We start from the raw sequence: 15,219 nt of genomic DNA, 5'->3' as shown, positions 1-15,219 counted from the left end.
AATATAGAACAAGTATTGAATGTGTCAAGTTCTGCCTTTGAGAATGAAGGTAGTATTCCATCAGAGTTTACATGTGATGGTCAAGACCTTTCCCCACCTCTAAGTATAACAAACGTACCAAAAAATGCAAAGACCCTATCAATTATAATGGATGATCCGGATGCCCCGATGGGAACTTTTACACATTGGATTGTTTGGAACATTCCGTCTCATAAGGTACAGTTCACAAGAGGAGAAAAGTTTGATTTTGCTCAAGGACGTACTAGTTTTGGCACAACGGAATATGGAGGGCCGTGTCCGCCATCTGGCACTCATATATATTTTTTTAAAATTTATGCGTTAGATACAGACCTAGATCTTAAACAAGGATCAGGGGTAAAGGAACTACAAAGTGCAATATCAGGACACATTATTGCAGAAGCAGTACTTATGGGAAAATATTCTAGAAGGTAAATTATAAAGAAATTATTTTTTCTGGAGTTTTTTTTCTTTTTTAAAATCAGATATCCCAATCAATATTCCTACAATAAACGCGATAATACCAATTGCCACCATGCCCATAGACACCTGAACCACATTACATTGTATTCCATATGACGCATTACAGTTTTTACTCAAGAAGGGATCTTCGCCCATAATTACGTTAAGTGTTACAGGTTGACTCCCAGTATCAGAGATTTTAATTGCGTATAATCCTCCTTGATTGTTTCTCTGTATGATATGATACAAAAATCCATCCTTACTTTCTTTTTCAAACATCATACCATTTGGTTCCATTCCCTCCAGCTTGACAAAACCGGAGGAGGGAGTCGTATGAACTATAATGACATTATGTTCACTGAGTTGTTCAGGATGAATTGTAAAATTAACAAATTGATTTGGCAGAATTTCTTTATTTGTTATCAAAGTAGATTTAGTTTTAAGAATAGACTCGACAGATTGATATGACAAATCAAAAAGGTTAGCGCCAATCACTACTACAATTAGACCAATTGATGCAATTATGGGACCACGGGCTAGGAACAATTTTGTCAAGTATGTACAATTTTCAAAGTGCCTAATAAGAAACTTGCAACAATTCAGGGCTGGGAACATTTTCAATCTTCATGGATTAAACCCCATTATTTCACAATTATGCAAAGAGGCTTCCTCATACAAAGTAATGTAATAACAGACGTGATCTTCTCATTATGATGAAGTATCTTCCATTTTATGATCCTTTTTAGGGATTCAGAAGACGTGGTTTCAATTTTAGCTAATATGTCATATTCACCAATAACTTCCAATATCTCTACAATACCCTCAATTGAGCGGAGTTGTTCCATTACATCTTTTTGATAATCAGACTTGCATTTTATCACAATATGTGCAGTTGCCATATCATGAGAAGATTGTGTATCAAATTCTTCATACATAAAAATTACTTGAGAATTTTTGTATCTAAGAATTGTCTATATGTTGTATATACAATCTGTTATTTCCAAAGAACTCTAATGTGTACGTGTAAAATTATAGAAACTATGGCAAATGACAAATTAATTCATAGGTAACATACAGATAATGTTTATGATGGCCTATTTACATTAGTAGAGATACAGTTTGAAAAAAAATCTCATAATTACAATGATCATTATTTGTATTGCGGTTCCTCAAAATATATTTCCGATAGCATCATCTCAAACAATATCCACTCCCTCTGAAAGTTATTCTTCATCACTCATTCATTTTAACAAAAAAATATTCAGCTGGACTGACCGGGTGTATATTACAATTTTTGCGCCAGATTTCAACTCAGATCCTAACAGGATTGATGAAATTGGAGTTACAACAGATGATAAAATTACTGTTTCTACACATGGTTACAGCATACCATATCACTTGGTTGAAACAGGTCCAAATACAGGAATATTTAGCGGCTATGTGACACTTACGGGGGATCCAACACTGAAAGGTTCAGCAGGAGTGGATGGTCAGGGGACAAACCCCTCAGGCATTCAATCAACGTGTAATCCAACGTGCGGTCCAACAGATGGATTTCTCCCAAGTGAAGAAAATGATGGAATTACAGTCTCATTTGAATACAATCGTGATCAGGTTGTTACCGGTTCTGCTCCAATTAGCTGGAATGTAGGCAATGTAGAATGGCTACAATCAAACTATCCTGTAAATGGCCAAGGAGTAGTGCAGATAATAGACCCAGACATGAGTCTCAATCCAAACGCAATTAACAAGTTTGACACAAATGTTTGGTCGGATTCTGATTCTGGAGGCATCAAGTTAACAATGACGGAAACAGGTCCAGACACGGGAATCTTTCAGGGAACAGTATACTTTACCACAGATCTGAGATCATCTGGAAACAGATTACATGTTACATCTGGAGATACGGTAACTGCAGAATATACAGATACAACTCTTCCATTCCCACATTCACCGTCTGATCAATTGCGCCTCACTGCAACAACAATTGTAGGGACATCCCTTCCGCCACTTGAGCAGGCACCTGCAGATAATGCAAGGATTTTAGACTCTTCAGGAAAATCAGTAGACAAAGTCAGCATAGGTCAACAGATACAGATTGTTTCAGATGTGACAAATCAAGAAAATAAAGATCAGTCATTTGCATATTTAGTACAAGTACAAGACAACAGCGGAATAACTGTATCTCTATCATGGATAACAGGTGCAATGATACCAAAACAGACTCTAAATTTAGGCCAATCGTGGATACCAACTTCTGCTGGAACATATACAGCACAAATCTTTGTTTGGGAAAGCATTAACAATCCAAATGCAATATCTCCGCCACTGGCACTACAAATTCAAGTTACATAGATAGAACTCTCAGAGTTTTCCATATCGAATTTGAACTTAGAAATATCATTAAATAATTGTCCAGCATATTTCATCATAGATTGCACAAGGAAGTACTAAAAAGAGTATATTCTCATAAGAAATACCTAGTTTTATCCATTTCAATATTTATTGTATTGCTGGTTGCTCTTTCCATAGTTTCAGAATTCATTTTCTTCTCACCTATCTTTATTTTTTATGTTCCAGCATATGCAATTTTTGATTTCATACTAATCGTAATAATTAGTGCATTATCTGGAATTGTTATAAGTTTAGGGATTTACCGCATTCACATATTAAACAACAATGTAAGAAAGTCTGGAACAGGATTATTTGGCTCTATTATTGGCACAAGTGCAGGAGCCTGTAGTTGTGGACCGTTGGGTTTTGCAGTAGTATCAACATTTGGATCTGTTGGAGGAATTGCCACATCTTTTTTTACAAATTATGAAACACCGTTGAGATTGATATCAATTGCAATATTGTGTTATACGTATTATACATCAGTCAAAAGCATAACGAATCAGTGTAAGATTGTCAAATAGAGTCAGGTATTACAGGATTACTGACATAGATTTTAATTTTATTTTGTTGTAAAAATATACAAATCTCAGGACGTCTAATAATCTCGGTAAGCACATACAGCGCATAATTAGGGGTTGTTACAAGTAAAATTCCCATACTTCCCATATAGACCTGCGACTCTTGCAATCTTTGCCCCTGAAGGATCTTCTTGAATTATAAGATTACATGTGGGACCAGAATGTTTGCCAGTTCCAATCTTACTTGCAAGAGCCATTGCTGCAACAACTGAAGAGTTTTCAGGATGAGGCTTTTCAAAAAGAGAGTGACCAACAATTTCAGGTACAGCAACCAATAATATTATTCCAATAGCAAATAGATTGATTGTTTTTTTACGATTTGAACTCAATGCGTTCAGGTTATTTTAGATTATTATAACTGTCATGATTATTATCAATATCAGCAATTCAGAATTTTTAATTGTCCAAAATATCTAATTTTTTGAACATTTATCAGTGAGAACACCTAACAATGACATTGAATAGATCCTCGGATCCTACACCTAAAAATGATACGAAGGATTTGCATAAAAAAGCACTTAGATTACAAAAAGATGGAAACCAGGAAGAAGCAATAAAGCATTTTGACAAGGCGTTGGAGTTTGAACCAAACAATTCAGAATTATTATATGACAAGGCAATATCATTTCAGATGCTGTTAAGATTTGATGATGCAGTAGAATATTACAACAAGTCATTGAGAATAGATCCAAGTAACTTTGGGGCATTTATCAACAAAGGACTATGTCTTTCAAGTCCAAATATGAATAAGCAAGAAGATGCTCTTTTTTGTTTTGACCAAGCTCTTGTACTAGTACCAAATGATCTTGGCGCCCTATCACTTAGAGGATATGCGCTAGATAGCATAGGCAGATATCGTGAAGCAATAGATTGTTTTGATAAAGTTCTTGAAATCCAACCAAGAGAAATCAATATTCTGATAAACAAAGGTCTGGCGCTATCACACCTTAGCAAATATGATGAGGCAATAGCGTATTTTGACACGGTACTCGATTATGAACCAGATAACTTTTTTGCAATGCAATTAAAACAAGAAGCTTCCGATAGTATGAAAAGAGATTTTTTGCGTTAGTCACAACAATACCCGATGTATCAAATGTGTAATCATATTAGATTGAATTTTTTCATATAACAATTATAGCGGTGAAACGTGAGTAAATTAACTAATTAGATCTAACTACATCAATGGTTAAATAGCAAAAAACTAGAACTTGATTAATTGAATAAAAAAGATGCTCAAGAAATAGTAAAAGAAATCCGGGCAATTAGTCAGTATGTCAGATTTGCAGGTGTGGTAGACAGCAAAGGCAAAGTTGTAGCATATGCCAGAAGGCCAGGACATGAACCTCTACTAAATATAAAAAATACGTCAGACCAGTTTTCCCATTTTGCTATCAAGACACGAATGGGATCACAATTTAATAGACAATTAGGAGATGTGCAATTCATGTGGGAGGAGAGAGAGAAAGTTCAGATTATTTCTTTTGCACTAGGTAAGAATACAGTGTGGGCATCAATTGATAAAAAAGTAATTCGATCTGAGGTACTCAGAATAATAGACAATTGTCTGCCCATTGTAAAGCATTTTTCATAGAAACATAAAAGAAAATCTGGAACAATAAATACTGGTGCAGTCAAGGGGCATTGTGAGTAAAAAATTTCTAGCAAGCATAGTTGTGGTTGTGCTAATTCTTGGTTCTACTAATTTGGCATATGCTACAAAACATGATACTTCCATATTTTCAGATGCGCAAAGATTTGCAGATTCGAATGCTTATAAAAATGATAATTATAGTTTTTCAATACAACCTCCTCTCAATTGGGGCGTTTTGACCAACTTGCCACCCAGTTTATCAAACCACACAATAGTGACATTTTCAAATAATGATAAAAGTCAGTTAGCCACGTTTGGAATTTCTCATAGACATATAGGTCAAAATGTAATAGATGCCATAAACAATCATACCGACAATGATGTTCTTGCTACAATATCTCAAGAGATGTCCGTTCCAAGCCCAGATTCCAAGACCATAGTATACAACGGAATTGTTGACAGGTATAACGACGGGATGCGGGTTGCAGTTAGTTGGGCCACGCAGTATACCGCAGATAATTCCACATCATTAAGTGAAAGTATATTTTATTTTCTTAACAGCGGAAACCAGTTTACCTTAGAACTTACAAGCAATCAGGATAACATTGATAAAAATTCACAATTGTTTGAAGATTCAGCAAATACATTTCTAGTAAGTCAGACTAGTCCAGTTCCAGAATTCCCCACCTCTCTTGTCATACTGATAGTTGGAATGTTCTCAGTCATCTTTATTTCTAGAATAAAAAACTAATAGGCAACAAGAGGACTACATTAGATGACAGATTTATGAGGGAAGTAAATGTCAGAGTGCCAAGCAGATCAAGTATAACAAGAGCCTAACTACAAAAGTACCTGAATACTGAATATATAGGAAAACATCAACATAGGTCTAAAAACTCTGAGTGAACAGTTATTATGTAGTATTTAGCAACGAAAACCATGTCAACAGAAGACAGACAAATGTTTCCTGCCACATGCGCAGACTGTAAAAAAGAAACACAGGTTCCCTTCAAACCAGCAGAAGGAAGACCAGTATATTGCAAAGAATGTTTACCAAAACATCGTCCAGCACGAAGATTTTAGGCTGAAAAACGCTTAAAAAAAATTTTTTTGAACTCATACCACATTGTAAAATCAGAAAGATTAAGTCATTTTCAAAACATAACATAATAGTTGTCCAAGTTACACGCATCTGAAAACTTTGCAAAAGAAAGACATTCTGGAATGACAGGAAAGGATGGAATAACTCCATATCATGAACATTTAGCGTCTGTGGTAGCTAGACTTAAAAATCTCGGAATAGCCGATGAAGATGTAATATCATCTTCATGGTTACATGATATAATCGATCATACGGAAACAAGTTTTGATGAGCTAGATCAAAGATTTGGATCCAAAGTAGCAGTTCTAGTTTTGTCAGTATCAAGAGACAAGAGTTTGCCTAGAGCCAAACAAGAAGAACAATATGTCAAACAGCTAAAGGGAATGTCTTTTGAAGCAAAACTAATCAAACTATGTGACATATCAGCAAGTCTCAGAGATTTGAAGAATTCGTCATTTTCAAAGACAAAGAAAACAAAAGAAGTAAAAAAGATGGCATTCCATCTGAGTATAATAAAATCAGATTTAATCAAAAATAAATCCCAATTTCCAGGAATTGTTAGTTTGATTAATGGTATTAATGATATGATTTCTGCATATGGTCAAAGGCCCATCGTCCTTCAATAGTGTTCATGAAAAGTACAATTATGATTAAAAATTCAATAGCATTTTAGAGTTGAATAAAAAAAGAGATTCAATGGTACTAGATCCATTAATTCGAAAAGAAATTGACAGTGCCATTAAAAATTGGTGTCCCAATGTGACACTTCTAAAGAAAGAAGAATCACGTTCACAGAAAGTTTGGAAATTCAAAAGTGGTTCAGATTTCATATATGGCTATCTAGTTGGTCAGATGGAAGGATACATTGCAGGCATGATTGTAGGAAGACATGGTAAGATACCAGATGCAGGTGAAACCAAAGAGATTAGAAAAATGGTAGAAATACGCGCTGAAGAAATTAGACAAGTAATGTCTAACCACGAGAAGAAAGAAAGATAGATTAGAAAATTCTTTACTAGGTAATCATATTTTTATTAGACAGCATTATTTCACAAACATGGCATTAGAAAAAAAGGATAAAAAAATGCTTGATACAATGATAGAAGAGGAAATATCCAAGATTCCCGGACTTGTGAGAAATCTTAGGCTACCTCAATTTCAAGATGCATTTCAAATTAAAAATGAGCCAGAGTACGTATACGGATATACCCATGGTTCCATAATTGGCAAGTTTGAAACCTATTATTTTGTGGTCCATTCTGGGAAAAAACCAAATGGTATTGAAGTTGAAGAAATTGGAAAAACAATATTTGAAAAATCAAGTGAAATAAGAAACGCCATATCTAAAAGTAGTGAATAGCACTACAGTAAAATAAGAAGATCAAAGAATCAGGACAACATTAATGGAATAGTGAATTTAAAAGATGCGCCATTTTTCAGATTTGGGTCAACCCACATTCTACCACCGTGTTCTTCAACAATACCCTTACAGATTGTCAACCCAAGACCTGAACCTCCATATTTTCTAAATTGCCTAGAATTACCCTTGTAAAACTTGTCAAATATTTTGTCCAAATCCTCAGATTTTACGCCCTCACCATTATCTTCAACAATAAACAACAAATCGGAAGTTCCATCTTTTTCAACTTTTATTATAATTTTACCATCAATTTTAGGAACAAAATCTACTGAGTTTTTTACAAGGTTTACAATAACCTGTTTAAGCATATTTTCATCAGCATGAATTTCCCCACATATGCCTACTACTATTTTTAATTCAATTTGTTTTTCAGCAATAATTGGTTTTAAGAGATTCATGCAATCATCCATAAGATTTTGTATGTTGACTTTTGTTTTTGAAAACTCTAATGATTTTAATTCGAGTTTGTATGTATATACAATATCTTTTACCAATTCTTCTAATTTATCAGCACATCTGTGAACGGTTGTAATCATTCTTTCCTGTTTTTCGTTTAACGGACCTGAGATATGAGACTCTAACATTTCTACACATATTTTAATTGGAGAAAGCGCAGACTTGAGATCATGATTAATTATAGACACATCTAAAGCATGTAATGCAATTACTCGTTCTTGTTCATTTGGCTGCAAATTTGATTCAAATGGAATGTCTCTTGTCATCACCATAACAAAACATTTGCCTAAAAAACAATATAAGAAACAGTCAAGATACTTTGAACAAACAAAAAACAGATTAGAAAATACTCAAATTATTACAAAAAATGACCATAAATGAAAATATTAGATAAAAATTGAGAAAAATGAGGAATCAGATATTATTCTGAACACCTTATTTTATTGGGAACCTTCTACTAGTTCAGCAGAAGCAAATCTCTGGCCTACTTGGGTAATTCTTACCTTTGCATTCTGGCCAGCTTTGCCGTCTTTAACAAATATCACAAAGCCTTCTACTCTTGCAATACCGTCGCCTTTTCTACTGATTTCAGTAATGGAAACGTCGTATTCTTTTCCGGTTTCTACTGGTTTTGGACCGTTATCAAAACTTCTACCGCCGCCACCGCCGCCGAATCTTCGACCGCCGCCGCCATATCCGCCGTTTGAACGTCCACCATAGGAACTTCCTCTATCGTTGTAACTCATCGTCGCACCTCCTTCTAATTGCGAAATAGATGACACTCAATAAAAATGCTCGAAATTAGTTTTTGATGTCAAAATTTTGACTCTTTTTCGATCATTGACTCATTTCATTATGCTTAATACGGATAGAGAGCGTCAATATTTATGGCAAAAGCCAAAGCAAAACCAAAAGCAAAAGCAAAAGCAAAGAAGAAATAAAAAATCTGACCTGTAAAAGGTCTTATCCTTTTTCTAAGATTCTTAGATTTTGTTATATCTAACAATTTCTCACACCACGCGATGAGAGTTTCGTGGTTGAGATTCCCAATTTACGTTCAAATTATTCTACAATCAGAGTATGATATTTTATAAAAATTAGCACTTGCAATAAAATCTTTTAAATGGATCATTGATTTTTAATTTTTACAAGTGTAATACGATATGAGTATAACAAAGACTATAGAATTTGATCAGTTTTGCAAGTCCATAATGACCGCAGATAGAAATGTACGTTCTGTTACAATAATAGACAAAAAAGGAAGAGCGGTTCATAACATATCGCATAAAAAATTTGTGCAACCGAGTATAGAGAAATGGAATGACATCCATTACATGGAATGCATGTTTGACATATCCATGGGAGCAAAGTTTGACAATCTGTACGGACCTATCAGATATCATCATTCAGACAAAGATAATTTCATGATGTTTAGTTTTCCATACAATAAATATGTCACAATTATTACAAGTACAAAAAAGATTAGTCCTATTGCATTTGCAACAAAGATATCCAACATCATAATTAATTTCAAACAATAATCATCAAAGTCATAATCAACATGATTTTTTCTAGATCATGTAGTTTTCAATCTATCTACAGCCTTTTTGAAATCATTCATTGGAACAATTTTCACCGTACTTATTGCTGATATTCCCACGGTTATACATAACTGCTCAATATCATGTGCACTTGTCGCATCCATAATTATTATCCATTCATGCTCAAGAACTGACATATAAAAGCCCAATATTTTTTGGATATGAAATTTTTTTTTATTTACTTTAAGTTTACCTTGGATTTCCAGAAATATTTTTTTACTGTTTTTATTGTTTAGCGGACATAATTCTGGACTATGTACAGCAAAAACTCCAAAGAGCATCATCTCAATTCAAAGTGATTTCTAATAAAGCTTAAGGCAAGTAAGGAGATTTTTGATATAAGTGACATAATAGATGATTCTCAGTTATGGAATCCAAAATTGCCTTTATATGAAAATAGGATCAAGGCATCAACAGATGAACTTATTATTTATCATGATTTTCAATATTAGGAGGTCAAATAATTGAAACAAAAAATTGGTAAAATTCTTGTTCCGATGGATGGTTCGGACAAATCATTCAAGGCTCTCAATGAAGCAATTTATTTGGCAAGACAGTGTCACAGTACAATTACGGGATTGTGCATCATTCCCATCTATACCATCAATTTGGGAAAATTACTAACTTCATTAAAGAATCAATCTCAAAAAGAGGCAAAGAAATTCTTAGCAGAAGCAAAAAAGCAATGTGCACAAAATGGTATCGTATTCAGCGAAAAAATAATCTATGGAAACCAATCTTGGGAGATAACAGAGTTTGCTGCATACAAAAAATTCGATCTGATTGTAATAGGTTCTCGTGGGATGAGTAGAACAAAAGAAGTATTCCTTGGCAGTGTGGCAAATAACATAGTTCACAAATCCAAAGTTCCAGTACTTGTTGTAAAATAATCATAATGTAAAAGTTAGAACTGAAAAAATCGTTTAAATGAATGAATACTCAAGCAACCACATGATAAAGCACATCATGATACCATATGACAAATCAGAACCTGCCAATCGTGCTTTTGAATATGCAGTAGATCTTGCAAAAAAATACAATTCTACGATAAGCATAGTATCATGTGTGGTCATTCAAGTTCCTACAGATCCTTATTTTGGAACAGCATACATGGAAACTACAAAGTTATTACGAGAGGATGCACTTAGTTCAATATCAAAGCTAGAACCAAGGTTAAGAGAATCAAACATACCATTTAAGACAGAAGTGTTAGAAGTCATATCAATTACAGAATCTTTGATATCATATTCAGAGTTGCATAACGTCGATTTAATAATAATTGGCTCTCGTGGATTAGGAGGTTTTAAGAAATTACTGCTCGGAAGCGTAGCAAGCGGAGTATCTCAGCATTCAAAGTGTCCAGTGTTGATCGTAAAATAATAACAACTGCTCATAGGTATCATAACAAAGAATAAAATATGTTTTAATTCAAATTTTTCTGACGACGTTACATTTTTTTCTCATGTTATTTTCTTGAATGATAAAGTTGATCTCCTTTATGGATAAACTGTTTTCTACAATCAGCACATTTTGTTATATGATGATGAACTGTAGTGTATGATCTATTAGATCTTTGATCTTTTGAGAATTTCATTTTGCACTGATCACATTCAAACTTCTTTCCAAAAAACTCTACGATATCAATCATAACAGTTACAAATAAGAATATAAGTAAAGCAGGTTTTTAGATTATTTTCTATATCGTGATACAAATGTGTTAGTAGAATTACCATTCAAATCTATTACAAATTGTTGTCTTATGAGATTGCCATAGACAACTAGATCCCTTGCTAACATATCTAACCGTGATTCTAGTTTTGATGTAATTTTTCCATTTACAAAATCTTCACTATCACTTACAGATACTCCATATGGGATACTCCATCCATAGCACTGTCTAACTGCTGTTCTCATCTGATCCATTGCTGTGAGGCCCTTCTCATGAGATGCACAAATATATCCAAATGTCTTTCCCGCAAATTCCGCCCAAAAGTAATCAAGAAAGTTTTTCATAGCCCCTGACATAGAACCATGATAATCAGGTGTAGAAAGAATCAATGCGTCAGACCAGTTAACATCATCTTGGACTTTTTTTATCTCAAAAACGAATTGATTTTCAGTTGGATCATACAATGGTAATTTAGTTTGTTTTAGATCAAGTAGTCTCGTTTCCGCACCCTGTTTTTTTGCAAAATCTAATGCAGTTGACAAGGCAGTTGTACTGGACGCACCTTCACGAAGACTAGATCCAACTCCTAGAACTTTTAACGTCATAATCATCTTGTTGCTTGATGGGAATAAATAATCTCGTTTTCTTGAATTTTTCTAACTTGGGAATAAAAAAGGTGTGACCAAGTTTTACAATCCACAGTCAACTAATATAAGAAATTTCAATATGTCTTAGGAGCATAGTGTAATTTGAAATTCTATATAGAATTCAATCCATGTAAAGAATGTAGGGACATAATTAAGGAATTAAAAGATGATATTCATATACAAACTGACGATGGATCCAAGAAATTTTTACGGCACATAACGTATAATCATACCGAAGTAGTTCAAGCAATAATCGAAGAATTTCCAAAAGAATCAGATAAGGATAACTTTCCTTGGTTTAGATAAGACATATTTTCATATCAAATCTTATTTTCTGAACCAGTCCTGTGTGATTATTTTAATTTCATCCATAGATTTTTGCATATTTGTAGTTTTTATTTCATCATCAGCATTCATACCTTCTGCCAAAATTCCACGTACATCTGAAAATCCCATAAACTGAAACTCTATTTTGGCAAGCGACATTGCGTGCTCCCAGTACATCATAGGTTCTTTCGTGTAAAACCCCCCAGACGATATAATTATCAGAGCCTTCTTCCCCTCCATCAAACCAAAATATTTTCCACCTACATTGTTCCATGTCTGACCTTTTAGCATGACAGAATCAAACCATGCTTTTACAGAAGCAGGCATTGAAAAGTTATGCATTGGAAAAGCCACTACAACGATATCAGCAGATTTCATTTGTTGTGTCATACGATCCATTTTTGCTAGAGTCACTTTTTGTTCAAGTAAAAGTTCTTCTTGTAGATAATTTCTTCTAATGTAAGCATTTATGCTTTCAACATTGAACATATCTGGAACATCTACACAAAGATCTAAAATTTCAATCTCAGAATTTTTTATTTCATTTCTAAATATATCCAATAATTTCTTACTGCTAGACCTCTCTTCTCTTGGAGTATATTTTACAAGCAGTGTCTTCAAGATCTATTTTTTAGAATTTAATGTATATAACATATACTACAAAAAATTTATTTAATTTTACAGATATGATGATACATTTGGAGTTTGATCTATGCTTCTCTCTATTGCAGAATAAATCGGAGTCTCTAATCTACTAAGAGTCTTTTTCCTGATGAACCCTACCGTCATTATATCGGCAGGAAAGATTAAGCTAAGTAACCAATCAAATCCAACTTTAATTTTCTTTTCACGTGTTGGCAAGTGTGCCCAATAAAATGATCTCCATAAAACCCATGCTGGAAATCCACGGATTTTTCGCCCATTTAACAATGCAACACCTGTTCGTTTTCCAATTGTGGCCATTACTCCTTTGTTATGATAAGTAAATGGCTTCATTGAACTTACATTGCCAGTAATTTCTGCAACCAGGTTTTCTGAGACCAATTTGGCCTGTCTTATTGCTATCTGTGCAGTTGTTGGATATACAACTTTATTTTTATCATCAACCAGATTAGCACAATCACCTAACGCAAAGATACTAGGATAGTCTTTTAGTCTCATATACGAGTCAACAACCAAGCGACCTGATTGACCATGTTCACATTTGAGTGAAGCTATCAGTGGATCTACTGTAACTCCCCCTGCCCAGATCAAGGTAGCGCATGGAACTATAGTATTATCACTTAAAAGCACATGATCTTCTCCTGCATCTACTGCCTTAGTATTTGCAATTACCTCAATTCCAGATTTTCTAACATAATCAAGTGCAAATTTACCAAGTTCATCCCCAACCTCTGGCAGTATTCCATCCCTTGCGGATACAATAATGACATGGATTTTTTTAAAATCAATATTTTTGTAATAGCTTTTTGCCGCATTTTGCAGGAAATGATTTATCTCGGTTGCAATCTCCACTCCTGCAAACCCTCCACCTACTACGACGAATCTAAGAAGTTGTTCTTGGAGAATTTGATCTCTTTCCTGATCAGCACATTCCAGTACGCTTATGATATGATTTCTAATAGCTATTGCATCCTCAAGAGTCTTTATAGTAAATGCAAATTCTTCGATATTATTATTTCCAAAGAAATTATCCTTACTGCCAAGAGCAAGAACAAGATAATCATATTCTAATACGGTTTCTTTTTGATCAAATATTCTAATTACAGAAACACTTTTGTTTTCTACGTCAATTGACAGAATTCTTGCATGACAAAAGTTTGCTGTCTTACAAAAAGTTCTGATCGGTGTTGTGATATCACTTGCATGAAGCATACCTGACGAGATTTCAGGAAGCATCGGCGTGAAAAGGAAAAAGTTGTCTTGACTAACCAAAGTAATTTCCGTATCACGTCCTTTGAATTTATTTTGTATCTCTCGTAACACATTGCTTCCAGCAAAGCCACCTCCAAGTATAAGAATCCTAGTCTTGGCAGGATTTTTTGTACTAAATTTTCTTATCATTTTTCGTACCTACCATCATATCCAGCAAGAAGATAAAAGGAATGCGTATTATACATGCATAGTCAACTGTTAGTACATCAATAAACTAGTAGCTTATTTGAGATGAACAAACCCGTAGAAAATATTTGTGTATTATACATTAGAAGATTAGTAGTTCGTTCCATTTCAATATGGTTTGTCTCAATTCTAACTCTATGCCTATATAGAGACAACATGATTTTCATAGTCAGAGTAGAAGAAGACATATCAGGACAGATTTGTTAAAACCAGATTTGCTCAAGCGGCTAACTTTCTCAGATTTCCGAAATTAATTTTAACTATTAATGAAATTCTTTAGACATAGAGGGTAATTGAAGGTAAAATACAGTACTATACAAAATGATTACATGTACAAACTGTGAAACTGTTCACATATCAGAATCTGCACTCGTATGTTCAGACTGTGGAACTGCGTTCAATTAATCAACAGAATCAGACATAAGAAAAAATCCATTCCTATTAGAAAATAACGATCTAGTTACTTTTGAAGAATCCATAATGCATGGAAATTTATTCTTCTACAACATGAATCAATCATGCATGAAGACAAGGGCATTTGCAAAGGCACGTGTAAAGAATACAAAGTTAGAAAACCAAGAGATGGAACTAGTAGATATTCATCAGGCCAAGTACGTTGTCAGATCTGTGGGGTATTCATGTCAAGAGAGGCATGTCATGACAGAGAAGATAGGCCTGTAACTGATGAAACTGTAGATTTGTATTGTAATTGTTGCAATTGCATGGTAAGATCTAGACCTAGAAACAAACCTGGAACTAAACATAGTAAAAAAACACCTCAAAAAGAATACGATGAACTGAAAGAATTAAGAAAAAAATATTGAAAA

The 15,219-nt window shown here is 34.0% G+C and carries 23 protein-coding genes; 14 read left to right on the top strand and 9 right to left on the bottom strand.

The window, feature by feature from the left end:
* Positions 1 to 21: 21 nt before the first annotated feature.
* Positions 22 to 453 carry a YbhB/YbcL family Raf kinase inhibitor-like protein gene (locus tag C0Q33_RS08660; protein WP_245867414.1) on the top strand — a complete coding sequence of 144 codons (432 nt, stop codon included), beginning with the start codon at positions 22 to 24 and terminating at the stop codon, positions 451 to 453.
* A gap of 12 nt (positions 454 to 465) precedes the next feature.
* Here the strand turns inward: C0Q33_RS08660 and C0Q33_RS08655 are convergent, their stop codons facing one another.
* Complete coding sequence (locus C0Q33_RS08655) at positions 466 to 1,035, bottom strand: hypothetical protein (protein WP_101478200.1); 570 nt, start codon at positions 1,033 to 1,035, stop codon at positions 466 to 468.
* Positions 1,036 to 1,121: 86 nt separating this feature from the next.
* On the bottom strand, positions 1,122 to 1,415 hold the full coding sequence (locus C0Q33_RS08650; protein WP_101478199.1) for an Lrp/AsnC ligand binding domain-containing protein: 294 nt from the start codon (positions 1,413 to 1,415) through the stop codon (positions 1,122 to 1,124).
* 184 nt (positions 1,416 to 1,599) lie between these two features.
* On the opposite strand from C0Q33_RS08650, the gene C0Q33_RS08645 reads away from it, so the two are divergent.
* Entirely contained in the window at positions 1,600 to 2,835 is a 1,236-nt protein-coding gene (locus C0Q33_RS08645) for a hypothetical protein (protein ID WP_101478198.1), read from the top strand.
* A gap of 80 nt (positions 2,836 to 2,915) precedes the next feature.
* Complete coding sequence (locus tag C0Q33_RS08640) at positions 2,916 to 3,398, top strand: hypothetical protein (RefSeq protein ID WP_101478197.1); 483 nt, start codon at positions 2,916 to 2,918, stop codon at positions 3,396 to 3,398.
* Positions 3,399 to 3,505: 107 nt separating this feature from the next.
* Here C0Q33_RS08640 and C0Q33_RS08635 read toward each other — a convergent pair whose 3' ends face one another.
* Positions 3,506 to 3,784 (bottom strand): hypothetical protein, encoded by a 279-nt coding sequence (locus tag C0Q33_RS08635; protein WP_101478196.1) that lies wholly within the window; start codon positions 3,782 to 3,784, stop codon positions 3,506 to 3,508.
* Between the two features lie 128 nt (positions 3,785 to 3,912).
* Between C0Q33_RS08635 and C0Q33_RS08630 the strand changes: the two genes are divergently transcribed.
* The 7 genes from C0Q33_RS08630 to C0Q33_RS08600 all read left to right on the top strand — a co-directional run bounded on the left by C0Q33_RS08630 (position 3,913) and on the right by C0Q33_RS08600 (position 7,511).
* Positions 3,913 to 4,527, top strand: a complete 615-nt coding sequence (locus C0Q33_RS08630; protein WP_165776497.1) for a tetratricopeptide repeat protein — start codon at positions 3,913 to 3,915, stop codon at positions 4,525 to 4,527.
* A gap of 147 nt (positions 4,528 to 4,674) precedes the next feature.
* Positions 4,675 to 5,049, top strand: coding sequence for a hypothetical protein (locus C0Q33_RS08625; RefSeq protein ID WP_101478194.1), 375 nt, complete (start codon positions 4,675 to 4,677; stop codon positions 5,047 to 5,049).
* A 52-nt stretch (positions 5,050 to 5,101) separates the two neighbouring features.
* Positions 5,102 to 5,800 (top strand): hypothetical protein, encoded by a 699-nt coding sequence (locus C0Q33_RS08620; protein WP_133121061.1) that lies wholly within the window; start codon positions 5,102 to 5,104, stop codon positions 5,798 to 5,800.
* Positions 5,801 to 5,988: 188 nt separating this feature from the next.
* On the top strand, positions 5,989 to 6,132 hold the full coding sequence (locus C0Q33_RS08615) for a CxxC-x17-CxxC domain-containing protein (protein ID WP_101478192.1): 144 nt from the start codon (positions 5,989 to 5,991) through the stop codon (positions 6,130 to 6,132).
* A gap of 90 nt (positions 6,133 to 6,222) precedes the next feature.
* On the top strand, positions 6,223 to 6,777 hold the full coding sequence (locus tag C0Q33_RS08610; protein WP_101478191.1) for an HD domain-containing protein: 555 nt from the start codon (positions 6,223 to 6,225) through the stop codon (positions 6,775 to 6,777).
* A gap of 70 nt (positions 6,778 to 6,847) precedes the next feature.
* Positions 6,848 to 7,150: a hypothetical protein gene (locus C0Q33_RS08605; RefSeq protein ID WP_133121060.1), complete on the top strand. Its 303-nt coding sequence runs from the start codon at positions 6,848 to 6,850 to the stop codon at positions 7,148 to 7,150.
* A 58-nt stretch (positions 7,151 to 7,208) separates the two neighbouring features.
* Entirely contained in the window at positions 7,209 to 7,511 is a 303-nt protein-coding gene (locus C0Q33_RS08600; protein WP_101478189.1) for a hypothetical protein, read from the top strand.
* Positions 7,512 to 7,540: 29 nt separating this feature from the next.
* Here C0Q33_RS08600 and C0Q33_RS08595 read toward each other — a convergent pair whose 3' ends face one another.
* Together C0Q33_RS08595 and C0Q33_RS09530 are read right to left on the bottom strand one after the other, a co-directional pair.
* Positions 7,541 to 8,293: a sensor histidine kinase gene (locus C0Q33_RS08595; protein WP_165776496.1), complete on the bottom strand. Its 753-nt coding sequence runs from the start codon at positions 8,291 to 8,293 to the stop codon at positions 7,541 to 7,543.
* A 174-nt stretch (positions 8,294 to 8,467) separates the two neighbouring features.
* The gene (locus tag C0Q33_RS09530) at positions 8,468 to 8,773 is read right to left on the bottom strand and encodes a TRAM domain-containing protein (RefSeq protein ID WP_101478187.1); all 306 of its coding nucleotides are present in this window, start codon (positions 8,771 to 8,773) and stop codon (positions 8,468 to 8,470) included.
* Positions 8,774 to 9,190: 417 nt separating this feature from the next.
* Between C0Q33_RS09530 and C0Q33_RS08585 the strand changes: the two genes are divergently transcribed.
* Complete coding sequence (locus tag C0Q33_RS08585) at positions 9,191 to 9,568, top strand: hypothetical protein (protein WP_101478186.1); 378 nt, start codon at positions 9,191 to 9,193, stop codon at positions 9,566 to 9,568.
* 35 nt (positions 9,569 to 9,603) lie between these two features.
* On the opposite strand, the gene C0Q33_RS08580 is transcribed toward C0Q33_RS08585, so the two are convergent.
* A complete protein-coding gene (locus C0Q33_RS08580; RefSeq protein WP_101478185.1) occupies positions 9,604 to 9,909 on the bottom strand; it encodes a hypothetical protein in 306 nt (101 codons plus the stop codon).
* A 183-nt stretch (positions 9,910 to 10,092) separates the two neighbouring features.
* Here C0Q33_RS08580 and C0Q33_RS08575 point away from each other — a divergent pair, with 183 nt between their 5' ends.
* Both C0Q33_RS08575 and C0Q33_RS08570 read left to right on the top strand, forming a co-directional pair.
* A complete protein-coding gene (locus C0Q33_RS08575; protein ID WP_245867410.1) occupies positions 10,093 to 10,518 on the top strand; it encodes a universal stress protein in 426 nt (141 codons plus the stop codon).
* Positions 10,519 to 10,579: 61 nt separating this feature from the next.
* Positions 10,580 to 11,008, top strand: a complete 429-nt coding sequence (locus C0Q33_RS08570; protein WP_165776495.1) for a universal stress protein — start codon at positions 10,580 to 10,582, stop codon at positions 11,006 to 11,008.
* 309 nt (positions 11,009 to 11,317) lie between these two features.
* Here C0Q33_RS08570 and C0Q33_RS08565 read toward each other — a convergent pair whose 3' ends face one another.
* The 3 genes from C0Q33_RS08565 to C0Q33_RS08550 form a co-directional block, all read right to left on the bottom strand.
* Positions 11,318 to 11,902 carry an NADPH-dependent FMN reductase gene (locus tag C0Q33_RS08565; protein ID WP_165776494.1) on the bottom strand — a complete coding sequence of 195 codons (585 nt, stop codon included), beginning with the start codon at positions 11,900 to 11,902 and terminating at the stop codon, positions 11,318 to 11,320.
* Positions 11,903 to 12,271: 369 nt separating this feature from the next.
* Positions 12,272 to 12,892 carry an FMN-dependent NADH-azoreductase gene (locus C0Q33_RS08555; RefSeq protein ID WP_165776493.1) on the bottom strand — a complete coding sequence of 207 codons (621 nt, stop codon included), beginning with the start codon at positions 12,890 to 12,892 and terminating at the stop codon, positions 12,272 to 12,274.
* Positions 12,893 to 12,949: 57 nt separating this feature from the next.
* The gene (locus C0Q33_RS08550; RefSeq protein ID WP_101478180.1) at positions 12,950 to 14,335 is read right to left on the bottom strand and encodes an NAD(P)/FAD-dependent oxidoreductase; all 1,386 of its coding nucleotides are present in this window, start codon (positions 14,333 to 14,335) and stop codon (positions 12,950 to 12,952) included.
* 575 nt (positions 14,336 to 14,910) lie between these two features.
* Between C0Q33_RS08550 and C0Q33_RS08545 the strand changes: the two genes are divergently transcribed.
* The gene (locus C0Q33_RS08545) at positions 14,911 to 15,216 is read left to right on the top strand and encodes a hypothetical protein (protein WP_177996838.1); all 306 of its coding nucleotides are present in this window, start codon (positions 14,911 to 14,913) and stop codon (positions 15,214 to 15,216) included.
* Positions 15,217 to 15,219 lie beyond the last annotated feature (3 nt).

Origin of the sequence: Candidatus Nitrosotalea bavarica (genome assembly GCF_900167955.1) — an archaeon.
Lineage (GTDB): Archaea > Thermoproteota > Nitrososphaeria > Nitrososphaerales > Nitrosopumilaceae > Nitrosotalea > Nitrosotalea bavarica.
This window is presented reverse-complemented; position numbering and strand designations above follow the sequence as displayed.